This window comes from Psychrobacter sp. TS_SC_6, from assembly GCF_056156305.1.
On record NZ_CM149590.1, the window covers coordinates 244,054 to 257,345 of the forward strand.

Sequence of the window (13,292 nt, forward strand, 5' to 3'; positions counted from 1 at the left end):
CAGAGGAGGTAACACGCGATGTTTGAATTTGATATTGATATCGACTTGATGCAATACCATTTTTTCCAATTGAGTATTGCTTTTATTCTCTCTTTGCCGATTGCACTTAACCGTGAAATGAAAGACAACGGCGCTGGACTTAGAACTTTTCCTTTAGTGACCATTGCTTCGTGTGCTTTTATGCTCGTAGGCATGGATATTTATGATTCAGCCGGTGAGGCAAGAATCATGTATGCCATCATCACAGGCATGGGTTTTATCGGTGGCAGCGCGATATTTAAAAATGAACAAGGCTCAAAAGGGACGGCGACGGCAGCGAGCATTCAACAGTATTGAGGTATTTTTACAAAAAATGGCGATAAAGAACAGTGATAAAAACCAGCTATTACTCATTAAAATGGCTAACTATAGTGAGTTCAGTATAAAAATAATACAGCGGGACTGGAATGAATTTTTTGCAGCATCGAGCTGCGAAGGCACAGCAAGCAAGAAAAATTTATTCCAGTTCAGCGTTGGAATATAATGTATCTGTTTTATTTAGAATCGACTATATGCTACACCTAGGATAAAAATTGCTCGATTAGAAAAATATACGCTTGGCATAAACGATACCTACATAGAGGGCATGACGACTTGGCTGAAAAATGCTAAGCTATCCGTCATTATTAGGTCAACATTAAACTGGGTTTGCCATGACTGAAAGCACGCATTTGCATCCGCAGGAGCCGTCAAGTACGCAGAATAACAAAAGTATTTTTAATTTGCCCAATAACCTGACGATTGCGCGTATCTTGATGATTCCGCTATTTGTTGCGATTGCCTATTGGCCACCTGCCATGGGGATCGGCATGCCAGCAATCTCTGACAACGTAATTGCAAAGGTTGGTATGAGTGACTTTAGCGACAGTCTATTACGCCATTTGTTATTAACAGGTGTTTTTATACTAGCAGCCATTACCGATTGGCTTGATGGCTATTTTGCCCGTAAGCTCAATGTGGTATCAGCCTTTGGGCGATTTTTAGACCCAGTTGCTGATAAGCTGATGGTAGCAGCCGCGCTGATTATCTTAGTGCAATGGCATCCCAATATCATCATGGCGATAGCAGCAATTGTGATTATCTCACGTGAAATCGCTGTATCAGCATTGCGTGAATGGATGGCAGAACTGGGTAAAAGTACCAGTGTGGCGGTCTCTTATGTTGGTAAACTGAAAACTACCTTTCAGATGATAGCGATTACAGTGCTTTTGTTAAATTGGGAATCGCTTGAAACCATCGGCTATGTATTGATGGTAGCGGCAGTGATTCTAACGTTATGGTCGATGATGATTTATCTTAAAGCTGCGTGGCCGTATTTAAAGCAAAGCGGCTAAAAGCTAGCGGTTAAATCTTATTAGATTATTCTAAAACTATAAAGCCCAGTCAATAAAGAACGCCAGTCGCATCAGCCACTGGCGTTTTTTATGATAAAAATTTTGCTTTTATCTACTTGATAGTTTAATGATAAATTATAAAGAAACGGAAAAAGTCTCGCCCATATCTTCAGCAGTTTTGCCGTCTTGTACGGCTGCCGCTGCCATCTTAAACATATTCACCACGGTACTACCGCTAAGCCAGCATTCTGCACCATGAGGAATTACTTTAATCAATTGAATGTTGTCATCTTCTTTGCCATTAGCAAAAAAGGCGTTATAAACTGGCGACCAAAGCTCATCCAATTTAGCTTTGTCTGTCGGTAATTCAGCGTTAGCACTAATAGAAACAAAGTTCTTTTCATCTTGAGTGGCATAAGTCAACCCAATTCTTGCATCATCCTGAATATCTTTGACGACGTCTGAGGATTTATCGCCGATAAACCAAATTTCTTTATGATCAAGGTTAACCTCAGTTGTGGTCATTGGCCACGCATGAATATCGCCTTTTTTATTGCTGGTACTCATCATGGCAAATTTCACGTCTTTGATGACGGCTTGGATTTTGTCGAGTTGCTCTTGTTTACTGATATTACTCATGGTGGATATCCTTTTTCATTATTGTAAATAAATTATGAATTTATAGTTGTTAGGGAAATACTCATTAACAGGTTAACGCATACAAAGCGTTTATTTTATAAAAATTGGTTTTATAAAAACTGGCTCGTCAATAACTGCTATCTAGAATAGCGATTTCTGATGCGCTATTTATATAGGTTGCCCGTAAGGCGATGTGAGGGTTTGTAAGGATTATAAGCTTTAGGTAAAAATTGTGACGCTGTGCTGTTAACCTTGCTGTTTTGATAGCAAATCGTCAGTATTTGCTCAATGCTTTAGGATAACATTACCGAAGCAAGTGGCAATTTATCTTGGTTTTGTCCTGCTTATTACAGGGCTTCTTGTTATAATACGCGAACCATTTACTTAGCATGGCAGAGATGCCTGCTATTGCCTATATCCTATGGAATATGCCTTTATGATGACCATCGCCGGACAACCGTTTCTTACCGATTTTCAGACGCAGCAACTCATCAGTCAGTTTCAGCAAAAAACCGAGCTAAATGTCAGCCAAATTCATACCCAGCAAGTATATGTGTTATCACGAGAACTTGAGGGTGATGAGCATAAAAAAGCGATAGACTTACTTGCTGTCGACAGTGGCACTGTCCTTGAAGTCCCAAATAGTAATCAACTACAAGTTATCGTTGGTCCACGTTTTGGTACGATATCGCCATGGGCAAGTAAAGCGACCGATATTTTTAATAACTGTGAAATTGCCATTAATCGTGTTGAGCGTGTCATTGTTTATACGCTAACCGTCGATGGAAAAGCAGACGGCGAAGTGAATGCAACGTTACCTAAAGCCGCTGAGCAACTATTATTTGACCGCATGACGCAAAGCTTGGTTTATGATTTGAATGACGTCAATAAACTGTTTGATGATGAAAAGCCCGCATCACTGAATCATATCGATGTCATCGGACAAGGTCAGGCAGCGTTAGAAGCAGCCAATACAGAATTTGGTTTTGCGCTATCAAGCGAAGATATCGACTATCTGATGAATGCCTACGTCAATGAGCTAGGGCGTAATCCAACCGACGTTGAGCTGATGATGTTTGCTCAAGCAAACTCAGAGCATTGCCGTCATAAGATTTTTAATGCCCAGTGGACCGTAGATGGCGCAGTACAGCCAAAGTCACTGTTCCAAATGATTAAGAATACCTATCAGTCCAATCCTCAAGGCATCTTGTCTGCTTATAAAGACAACGCTGCAGTGATGGCAGGTTCTAAAGGGATGCGTTTTTATCCAATTCCTACTGATGCGATGGATACCAACTCAATTCATCCTTACGACTTTCATCAAGAAGAAATCGATATCTTAATGAAAGTCGAAACTCATAACCATCCAACGGCGATAGCCCCTTATGCGGGTGCAGCGACGGGTGCGGGCGGTGAGATTCGTGATGAAGGCGCAACCGGTCGTGGCGGTAAGCCAAAAGCCGGTTTAACGGGTTTCCATGTCTCACATCTTCACATTCCAGAGCTTGCGGAAAAATGGGAGCAGTCAGGTCAATTAAGTACACAGGATTATGGTACGCCGGATCGTATGGCAACCAGTCTTGAGATTATGACTGAGGCACCATTAGGCTCAGCCAATTTCTCAAACGAATTTGGTCGCCCGAATCTATGCGGTTATTTCCGTAGTTTCCAATTAGATACTTCAGCGGCAAAAGATGGTAGTGAAATGCGCGGCTATCATAAGCCAATCATGTTGGCAGGTGGTTACGGTAATATCAAACGTAACTTGATTGAAAAAAATGCCATTCAGCAAGGCGATTTATTAATCGTCCTTGGTGGCCCTGCCATGCAAATTGGTCTAGGCGGCGGTGCGGCATCTTCGGTCGATAGCGGTTCACTAGATGAAGGCTTAGACTTTGCTTCAGTGCAGCGTGATAACGCTGAGATGGAGCGTCGCTGTCAAGAAGTGATGGATCGCTGCTGGGCCTTAGCTAGTAATGACGTCGATGCGAGCAACAATGGCAAAGATGGCAACCCAATCGTCTCATTGCATGACGTGGGTGCTGGTGGTCTGTCTAATGCGATGCCAGAATTGGTCAATGACCATGAGATGGGCGCGATACTAAATCTACGTAAAATTCCGTCGCTAGAAGCGGGCATGTCGCCAATGGCGATTTGGTCAAACGAAGCACAAGAGCGTTATGTCCTTGCAATTCGCCCGGAAAGTGAAGCGCAGTTCGATGCGATTTGTGCTCGTGAGCGTTGCCCGTATGCGATTTTGGGTACAGCAACGGAAGTACGTCAGTTAGTTGTTAATGACGAATTGCTCCCTGAGCAGCCAGTCGATATGCCGATGCAAGTATTGCTTGGCGGTACACCGCAGATGAAGCGTAGCTTCGAGCGTCAAGAAACTACTTTGCCAGCATTAGAGCTTGGCGAAGTCAATCTAGCTGAATCAATCAAAGACGTGCTACGTCATCCGACCGTTGCCAGTAAATCATTCCTCATTAGCATTGGTGACCGCTCTATCACGGGTATGGTCGTACGTGATCAATACGTTGGTCGCTATCAAGTACCCGTTGCTGATTGCGCCGTTACTGCTTCAGGCTTGATTGCGCTAGATGGTCAGCCAATGACTGGTGAAGCGATGAGTGTCGGTGAACGGTCGCCAGTTGCCCTTATTAGTCCAAAAGCTTCTGCACGCTTGGCGGTTGGTGAAGCGATTACCAATATCGCAGGCGCACGTATTACTCAGCTATCTGACATCACCATGTCAGCGAACTGGATGGCAGCGTGCGGTGATGATACCGAAGATGCAGCATTGTTTGATGCGGTCTATACCGTTGGCGAAGAATTATGTCCAGCACTCGGTATTGCTATCCCAGTTGGTAAAGACTCGCTATCGATGCGTGCAAATTGGACAGACCAAGACGAGAACGGCAGCCAAGCCAAATCAGTGGTTTCACCAATGAGCCTCGTGATTACTGCCTTTGCGCCAGTTGTCGATGTGGCAAAAACCATAACGCCTGAGCTTATCAATGGTGATAGCGCGTTTTATCGTATTGATTTATCTAAAGGCAAGCTACGTTTAGGCGGCTCAATCCTTGCGCAGACGCTTAGCCAATTAGGTAACGACTGCCCAGATTTAGCACAGCCAAGCGACTTGATCGACTTCTTTAACTTTATCCAAGCGGGCAACGCGCAAGGCGTCATCAGCGCCTATCACGATATCGGTGATGGTGGTTTGCTTGCAACTATCGCAGAGATGCAGTTCACTAGCCGTCAAGGCATCAAGCTGTCATTGACTGATGATAACTTACTCGGTCAACTGTTCAGTGAAGAGCTGGGCGCAGTGATTCAAGTCTTGCCAGAAAACGTCGCCGCTCTTATGCAATTGGCAGAAGAGTTTAACGTCAGCGAGATGCTAAGCCTCGTCGGTCAAAGCAGTGAAGAAGATAGCTTACTAATCCAAACGCCAACGCTCATGGGTGATGACACCTTACGCTTTAGCCGTGCTGAATTACAGCAAGCATGGACGCAGGTCAGCTATCAAATTGCCCGTCGCCGTGACAATCCAGCTTGCGTCCAGCAAGAGTATGACTTGATTAGCGACGCTAGCTATCAAGGTCTTATCGCTGCGCCAAACTTTGATCTCAATCAAAAAGTTGAAGAGCCATATTTAAATAGCCGTGACACTAAACCAAGAGTCGCAATCCTGCGTGAGCAAGGCGTCAACGGTCAGACAGAGATGGCAGCAGGCTTTACCCAAGCGGGCTTTGAAGCGGTCGATGTGCACATGAGCGACTTGCTAGAAGGTCGCATCAATCTACGTGACTTCGATGGTTTGGTCGCTTGTGGTGGCTTTAGTTATGGTGACGTACTCGGCGCAGGCTCTGGCTGGGCAAATTCTATCTTGTTCCATGACGAATTGCGCATGCAGTTTGTGCGCTTCTTTGCCCGTCCAGATACCTTTAGCTTAGGTGTCTGTAATGGTTGCCAGATGATGGCACAGTTAAAAGATTTAATCCCAGGCGCGGAAAACTTCCCACGCTTTATCGCCAATAAGTCGGCTCGCTTTGAAGCGCGTACGGTCAACGTAAAAGTCGAGCGTACCAAGTCTATCCTATTCAAAGGCATGCAAGACAGTATCTTACCAATCGCTATCGCGCACGGTGAAGGCTATGCCACGCTAGACAACACAGAAATCGATGGTATGGCAAAACATGGTCAGCTCGCCATGCGCTTTGTCGACAGCCAAGGTCATCCAACCGAGACCTATCCGCTCAATCCAAACGGTTCGGTCGGCGGTGTCACGGGTCTGTGTAGCACTGATGGTCGCGTCACCATCATGATGCCACACCCTGAGCGTACGCTACGTGCCTACAATCATAGCTGGAAACCAGAAGCGTGGGACGAGGATGGCGCGTGGATGCGTATGTTCCGTAACGCTCGCGCTTGGTTGCGATAGACTAAGTTCGTTTAGACTATTGTCTTAAAAATAAAAAAAGGTGGGCTCAAAGCTCACCTTTTTTGTGCTTGGGGTTTGGATTTTTTAAAAGTAGGGGAGCTGATCTTGCTTTTTGCTTGTATCTGCCAGTCTGGGCGAGGCACTAGCTACGGTTTGGGTCGTCGCTTGCTCCGTGTCTCCACCCCAAAACCTAGATATCGCAACTGGCCCGAATTAGCAGTATAGTCAATAAAAAGTAAAATCGATACATCAATAGTCCTGTACTACTGGTATCAATTTTTCTCGCTTGCTGTGCACTTTGCACTCCAGAGGCTTCGAAAATTTATCCCAGTAGCACTGTAGCGACTTTAAAGTATTTCAACTATATACCGCTACAGTCAGGGCTAAAACGCGCTTTTGAATGACCATTTTATGATAAATTAGTCTGAACTTTAATTTAGTATTATTAGTGCGCTGGGCGCACTCTACGGACTTATCATTGCAATCAAGGGATAATATAGCCCTTATAACCATTAAGCGCTAGCGCAAAATACACTTAGGAGTAAAAATATGTCAGGTATCACAGATATAAACGAGCTGCTGGGCTCTATGCAGCCGACACTGATTGATGAGTTATTTGTATTTTGTACCGTCAAAGCGCAACTAGATGAATATGTAGCTTTAGCGCCAATAGCAATATTTAGAGAGATTGAAGGAGTGACGTTGGTTTTACCAAAACATGAGGCAGATAAGGCAGGTTTATACTATGAGGGCGTGTTTAGACAAATTACGTTAACCGTCCATTCGAGTTTAGAGGCAGTAGGTCTGACCGCAGCCGTGTCCACCGCACTTGCCATAAAAGGTATCAGTGCTAATGTGATTGCTGCTTACTATCATGACCATGTTTTTGTGCCCAGCGAGCAAGCAGAACAGGCTTTATTGGCGTTAAAAGCGCTGAGTAATCAATAGGTATATCTAAAGCGTTTTAGCGCGAACAATGAGAGAACTGTAATGCTTATATCAGTAATACAAGAAGAAGCGACAGGGTGCGGCATAGCCTCAGTGGCTAATATCGTTGGCAAAACCTATGCAGAAATGAAAACAATAGCCAATACCATGAACATCTACGCTTCTGATGAGTCGCTATGGTCAGATACTCAGTATGTCCGAGAGATGCTCTATCATGAAGGATTTAAAACGTCTAACAATGAGATTGCCTTTGAATCTTGGAAGATATTGCCCGATGTGGTGTAATGGACATAATTCATGCTGGGATAGGACCTAAAGCTATATACTGTCTATATTTGCAAGGAATCAACGCCATGAATCAAAAAACTGCCCTTTTTGTCGTGATAAACACATCAAAAAGAATGGACGCAAGCTTGGTAAACAACAGTATCAATGTCTAGCTTGCAGACGGCAGTTTTTAGGTGGTAAAAGACTCAATAACCAAACCCTTTGGACTGAATACACCCAAGGAAAACAGACCTACAAACAACTGGCTGACAAGTATAGCTGTAGTCTTAAAACCATTCAAAGACGCTTAGACACAATCAGTATTGACTATCAAATTAAACGTCCTACGACTGCTAACATCATCATGGACACCACCTACTTTGGTCGCAAGTTCGGTTTAATGGTCTTTATGGACAATACCACTAAAGCCGTTCTTTACTACGCGATAGTCAGTCATGAAACCAACAGTGCCTACAAACAAGGAGTGGATCATCTAGCATCGTTAGGCGTTGATATACAAAGCATTACCTGCGATGGTAGACGAGGACTGCGGACGTTATTTACCCACACCCCTTGCCAGATGTGCCAGTTTCATCAAATACAAATAGTAACTCGCTATCTCACTCGTCGACCTAAGAATATCGCTAGTATTGAGCTTAGAGGGCTTGCTTTAGACTTAACTAAGCTTGAGAAAGCGGACTTCATGAAGCGCTTAGATCAGTGGTATTTGACTCATGATGACTACATTAGTGAGCGTAGCATCAATGAAGATACTGGTAGAAGTTGGTACACCCACAAGCGTCTTAGAAGTGCTTATCGTAGTCTCAGAACCAATAGCGATTGGCTATTCACTTATCAAGAATGTGAGCAGTTAGACATACCAAACACCACCAATTCTCTTGAAGGATTATTCAGTGAGTTAAAGCGACAATTACACAGTCATCACGGTCTAAATGAGCAGCGTAAGTTACGGTTTATTAAAGAATTTTTAGCATCAAAGTCTCTCAAATAGCATGAATTATGTCCATTAGCGACTACCTTCTACTTTTTAGCATGAATTTTGTCCATTACACCCCCGATGTTGCATTATTATCAATTAAGTATCATGAGAAAGATGGTATCAATTTTTGGCATTGGGTAGTATTTAAGCGGATAGATGAGCAGCCTTCTGTACTAGATTCAGCCATTTATACCACTAATGCAATAGAGTCGCTAAACAGTGTGATTCGGACGGCGGTGAATAAGCGTAAGGTGTTCCCGTCTGATCAAGCGGCATTTAAGGTGGTGTACTTAGCAACCCAGCAGGCATCCAGAAAGTGGTCGATGCCCATTCGTAACTGGACGTCTGCTCTTAATCGCTTTATGATTATGTTTGATGATCGTATCAGTAAGCATTTAATCTAAATGGCAGTTACACAGAATCTGGGATGGTCTCTTTATTAAAGGTCTTATTCTTGGTATTTTTATATGTCAGGTTTTTTAAATAGTCGCTGTCGTCTGTTTCTTCAACTAATCCGATGATCATCTGATCTAGCGTTTATCTATTTGCGCTAAAACTCTGTCTGTAATCGTATAAAAATTGAGTGAGCTTGGTGGGGAGTGGGAAATTTTTTAACGAATCTAAAGCCTCAAACCCTGTTGGATAACTAGGATGCTGGTTTAGGCGGCTCAGCCAAATTAAATCGCCAACCATGAGGTGATTAAGCGTACCGAGTATAGAACCAAAAAATGCCTTTTTGTCTTCCCATAAGAGATCATTAAAAGCCGCTAAAATACTGTCACATATTTTTTGGTTCATAAGTGCATTGTACGCTGCCATGACCTCAAAATTGGGTTTTATCATAATATTTGCCCATAGTTACTTTTTACCTTCTTTCTGAGCCTCAGCAATCAACTCATGAATCTTAGCACTTTCTCTTAACACGCAAGCCTCATATGCAGAGAGCGGCTCAGGTTCCTGCTCTTTTTCTTGCTCCTTTTTGGCTTTTTCTTCTAAGTATTTTTGAAGCTCATCTTGCTCATTTTGCTCATTGTATTGTGAGTCACTCATGGCTTATGTCTCCTAATATTTTTATCCATTAATAAAAGTCATCACGACCAGCATACTTCTTATTGAGCGCCTTTAAAATAGCATAAGTTTCTAAATCCAGCTCGCCCGTTGGATGTTGCGGTCTGAAATGCAGTTGAAACGCATAGACGACATTACGACTGGCTTTATCCCACGCGTTTGTGTCATTGATTTGATAACCGTAATCGCGTAACGCTTGCTTAATCTCAGGTATCGTTGCCGCTGCAAACGCGTCTTGATTCATAAAGAATTGCTTGTCAAACTCATCATACCAAGCGCCGATGCCGTAATCGAAATACAGTCGCTGCCAAGGGAACTTCGCACCGGGGTCAATCTTACGCGAGGGTGCCATATCCGCATGACCGATGATATTCTTTGCTGAGATGTTATATCTTTTTGCCAAGTCTTGTACCAGCTGCGCGACTTTCTTAATCTGCAACTCATCAAATTCAACATAGTGCTCATACGGATGGTAGTCGAGCGCGCCGTTTTTTAAGGCGTCTCGATATTCAGGCTTAATGCCTGCATTGACAATCTCGATGCCGATAGAGGTATCGTTGAGTATGGTTCTACCAGCAAAGCCGCCATTGCCTGCATGCCAAGCGCGTTCGTCCTCCGGTACTAAGTTATAAATCTTATTATCGTTATTATCCAAGATCAGATAGTGGGCACTCACATTTCCAGTAGTCAGTGTTTTTATCGATCTGGCATTATCTGAGACCGTATAGTGCAGGACGATGGATTTAATACGCTCGCTCTTGCCAGTGGCTTGGTAGGTTTCGCTATCTATAATGTAGCTCTCAGTGCTGGCTATTTGAGATGTGGTCGTCGCGCAGCCAATTAAAGGCAGCGTTAAGGCACACGCTAATGCTAAAAAGATATTTTTTGCCATGAAATGCTAACCCTTTTTAATCTTCTTTGCCAAAATCTTCTTCCAGCTCTCTTCCAAACACTCAATCGCAAACCAAGGTTCGATAACTTCTGCTGCAAATGTCTCTTTTGAGTTTGATAACTGCCACAGTTTCTCAAGTGTCGCAAAAGGATAGGGGCGTTCGATTAAATATACCGGTAAATCAGCGCTGATCATGCCATCACGAACGACCTCAAAATACCAACCAGCGATGCCTTGTTTGCTGACCCAAGACGCGATATTGGGCACTTTGGTAAATTGTCCGATTTGGTCATTAATTTTGTAGCACGGTCGGCGCGGTTGCACGATACGTAATTGCACGCTGTCGCCACCATTCTTATCAATGCCTTCATCTTGACCATACTGAAAAACGTCACCAATACAAACCGTCGCTTCCGTCATTTCTAGCAAACCATTTACTGTTTCTGTAGTGAGGTTCTCACCCAATGTGCCAACACGCACTTTTAAGCTAAACTCTGCATTAATCTTGTCATAAGTCGCCGTCGCTAGTTGATGTACTGCTTTTAATGGACCACCATGATGACGTCTATCGGCTTGCTCATCAGTTGTGAGACCCATAAAGTTGACAGCGACGGGCGCGTTAATTGGTGCTTTATCAATGGCGCTCATCTCTTCACGGGTAAATGGCATGGCTTTGCCAGCACGGACGCAGGTTAGAGTGGCGATATGCAGTGGCAAGGTTTGGTTAAAGTCAGCTGCGTTTTTTTGGAGGATGGACTCTATTGTCTCTATGTTTATAGGTTCTATGTTTATAGGTTCTATGTTCATTGAACTTTCTAATTTATTAGGGAATAGTTGGTGCAATGTTAGTATTATCAACGGGTATTATAGTCAGGGAAAAGTAATATCGATACATCAAGTACTGCTGATATTAATTTTTCTTGCTTGCTGTGCCTACGCAGACAGAGGCTGCAAAAAATTTATACCAGCAGCACTGTAGCGTTTTTGAGATATTTTAACTATATATTAGCTTAATCATTCGCCGGATTATATGGCTTAGCGCTTTAAAGTTTAGCGCTGCCAAACTTTAAACAAAAAAAGACCAGAATAGATATCTGGTCTTTTTCTTAAGCAGCTTTGGCAATAAATAATCTTATTTATTTTTATTGCGGCGACCGGCAGTTTTCTTCTCACGCGGCACAGCAACCAGCTCAGCCAATTGTTCAGGTGATGACCATAGACCTTCTAGGTCATAGAACTCACGGGCTTGTGGCGTCATTATATGCACGACAACAGCGCCCAAATCAATCAACGTCCAGTCAGAGTCGATACCACCTTCACGGCCAAGTGGCATAAAGCCTGCTTGCTTCGCTTCAGCGCCTACACTATCAGCCATCGCGCGTACATGGCGCTTTGAGGTACCGTCAGCGATGACGATACGCTCCATCACGTCTGTCAATGCTGCTACATCCATTACGGTGATGTTTTTTGCTTTCATATCGTCTAGCGCGTTCTCGACTACATCTAAACATTCTTTTAAGCGTTCGTCAGTCATGGTGTTGGTCATAAATTTTAATCTCTTGAATCGTAAATATTAAAAATAAAATGGTAAATCGTCACAATGCATTCTCTAACGAGCCAGATAGGGGCAGACGTTTTTTGAGGAAAAATGATCAAAGTGGACAAAATTAAAAGTATAAGGCGATTTTAACGGAATTGAGCAGCAGAATATAGCTGATGGGCGATAATATATTGATAAACAGCAGGATTTAGCCATTTAGCGAATGAATTGGGTGCAGTATTGCCTATGATATCATTTATTGGTTGTAAAGATGCAATTTGCATGTCAGTGCTGTGAGTTATATTTAATGATTGAGGCACTTGCGGCAGTTGCTGACGTATGTGTGTGCTTGATATTGCTGTCACAGGGCGCGGGTCGATATAAATATGACCTTGATGGCTATTTTTTACACAAAAACTGTTTGTTAAAGATCGGGGGTTAGCGGCTAATAATTCAGTTATAGAATCGATGGTTAAAGGTTGTAGCAGTTTTGGAAGTTGGGGTATTAGAGAGTGGTGCAACTCAGTGTTAGAGAAGTTTTTATCAATTTTGATATCAATATCTATATCGCTATCAAAATTTTCTTCACGGACAAACACCCATAGACTGACATAATCAGTCAGTTGCAGCCCATTTTTCCAGTGTTTTAAACTACGCGCGCTGTCCATCCCCATGACAAATATCAGACTGTCATGCGGGTAGCGTGCGCGCAGTGTCTGCACACTATCGATAGTATAGACAGGCGGTGCTTGCCACAGTTCAAGCTCGTTAATATGTAAGGGCGACTCTTGTGTTGCCAGCTTTAGCATCGCCAGACGATGCTTAGGATCGGTGCTATCTTCTTTAAAAGGCGAGCGCGCATTGGGCAGTAACGATACATACAGCGGGCGCTGTTGCTGCTCAGCTATTGGTAACAAACACTGGTAAACGTACATTGCCATTTGTAAATGACCATTATGTACAGGATCAAATGAGCCACCCAAATAAGCACGGATGGCAGATTTAGAAATTTGGCTTTGATGACTATTAGAAGTATTTGACATAAATGAGTGAGTAAAAACTGATGCAGATGAACGTTGTGGTTGATTTATTTAAAATCGACTATAGCACGTGACTAT

13 protein-coding genes and 1 pseudogene are annotated in these 13,292 nt (G+C 43.2%); 7 read left to right on the plus strand and 7 right to left on the minus strand.

Features of this window, described 5'->3' with window-relative positions; all coding sequences use genetic code 11:
* Window positions 1-18: 18 nt before the first annotated feature.
* The gene (locus AC0J5Y_RS01075) at window positions 19-336 is read left to right on the plus strand and encodes an MgtC/SapB family protein (protein WP_475131141.1); all 318 of its coding nucleotides are present in this window, start codon (window positions 19-21) and stop codon (window positions 334-336) included.
* 356 nt (window positions 337-692) lie between these two features.
* A complete protein-coding gene (gene pgsA, locus AC0J5Y_RS01080; RefSeq protein WP_011512579.1) occupies window positions 693-1,373 on the plus strand; it encodes a CDP-diacylglycerol--glycerol-3-phosphate 3-phosphatidyltransferase in 681 nt (226 codons plus the stop codon).
* Between the two features lie 135 nt (window positions 1,374-1,508).
* On the opposite strand, the gene AC0J5Y_RS01085 is transcribed toward pgsA, so the two are convergent.
* On the minus strand, window positions 1,509-2,012 hold the full coding sequence (locus tag AC0J5Y_RS01085) for a pyridoxamine 5'-phosphate oxidase family protein (RefSeq protein WP_475131142.1): 504 nt from the start codon (window positions 2,010-2,012) through the stop codon (window positions 1,509-1,511).
* A 436-nt stretch (window positions 2,013-2,448) separates the two neighbouring features.
* Between AC0J5Y_RS01085 and purL the strand changes: the two genes are divergently transcribed.
* From purL to AC0J5Y_RS01110, 5 genes and pseudogenes are all read left to right on the plus strand, one after another.
* On the plus strand, window positions 2,449-6,459 hold the full coding sequence (gene purL, locus AC0J5Y_RS01090) for a phosphoribosylformylglycinamidine synthase (protein ID WP_475131143.1): 4,011 nt from the start codon (window positions 2,449-2,451) through the stop codon (window positions 6,457-6,459).
* A 549-nt stretch (window positions 6,460-7,008) separates the two neighbouring features.
* Window positions 7,009-7,407, plus strand: a complete 399-nt coding sequence (locus tag AC0J5Y_RS01095) for an ACT domain-containing protein (RefSeq protein WP_475131144.1) — start codon at window positions 7,009-7,011, stop codon at window positions 7,405-7,407.
* A gap of 42 nt (window positions 7,408-7,449) precedes the next feature.
* Window positions 7,450-7,692, plus strand: a complete 243-nt coding sequence (locus AC0J5Y_RS01100; RefSeq protein ID WP_475131145.1) for a hypothetical protein — start codon at window positions 7,450-7,452, stop codon at window positions 7,690-7,692.
* Window positions 7,693-7,738: 46 nt separating this feature from the next.
* Window positions 7,739-8,686, plus strand: coding sequence for an IS256 family transposase, variant Zn-binding type (locus AC0J5Y_RS01105; RefSeq protein WP_475132045.1), 948 nt, complete (start codon window positions 7,739-7,741; stop codon window positions 8,684-8,686).
* A 170-nt stretch (window positions 8,687-8,856) separates the two neighbouring features.
* Window positions 8,857-9,078: pseudogene (locus tag AC0J5Y_RS01110) on the plus strand (transposase); the annotation flags it as partial.
* 133 nt (window positions 9,079-9,211) lie between these two features.
* Here AC0J5Y_RS01110 and AC0J5Y_RS01115 read toward each other — a convergent pair.
* The 6 genes from AC0J5Y_RS01115 to AC0J5Y_RS01140 all read right to left on the minus strand — a co-directional run bounded on the left by AC0J5Y_RS01115 (window position 9,212) and on the right by AC0J5Y_RS01140 (window position 13,217).
* Entirely contained in the window at window positions 9,212-9,517 is a 306-nt protein-coding gene (locus AC0J5Y_RS01115) for a DinB family protein (protein ID WP_475131146.1), read from the minus strand.
* 15 nt (window positions 9,518-9,532) lie between these two features.
* The gene (locus AC0J5Y_RS01120; RefSeq protein ID WP_475131147.1) at window positions 9,533-9,724 is read right to left on the minus strand and encodes a hypothetical protein; all 192 of its coding nucleotides are present in this window, start codon (window positions 9,722-9,724) and stop codon (window positions 9,533-9,535) included.
* 28 nt (window positions 9,725-9,752) lie between these two features.
* The gene (locus AC0J5Y_RS01125; protein ID WP_475131148.1) at window positions 9,753-10,634 is read right to left on the minus strand and encodes an N-acetylmuramoyl-L-alanine amidase; all 882 of its coding nucleotides are present in this window, start codon (window positions 10,632-10,634) and stop codon (window positions 9,753-9,755) included.
* Window positions 10,635-10,640: 6 nt separating this feature from the next.
* Entirely contained in the window at window positions 10,641-11,441 is an 801-nt protein-coding gene (locus AC0J5Y_RS01130) for an MOSC domain-containing protein (protein ID WP_475131149.1), read from the minus strand.
* A gap of 325 nt (window positions 11,442-11,766) precedes the next feature.
* The gene (gene rsfS / locus AC0J5Y_RS01135; RefSeq protein ID WP_475131150.1) at window positions 11,767-12,180 is read right to left on the minus strand and encodes a ribosome silencing factor; all 414 of its coding nucleotides are present in this window, start codon (window positions 12,178-12,180) and stop codon (window positions 11,767-11,769) included.
* A gap of 140 nt (window positions 12,181-12,320) precedes the next feature.
* Window positions 12,321-13,217 carry a nicotinate-nicotinamide nucleotide adenylyltransferase gene (locus tag AC0J5Y_RS01140; RefSeq protein WP_475131151.1) on the minus strand — a complete coding sequence of 299 codons (897 nt, stop codon included), beginning with the start codon at window positions 13,215-13,217 and terminating at the stop codon, window positions 12,321-12,323.
* Window positions 13,218-13,292 lie beyond the last annotated feature (75 nt).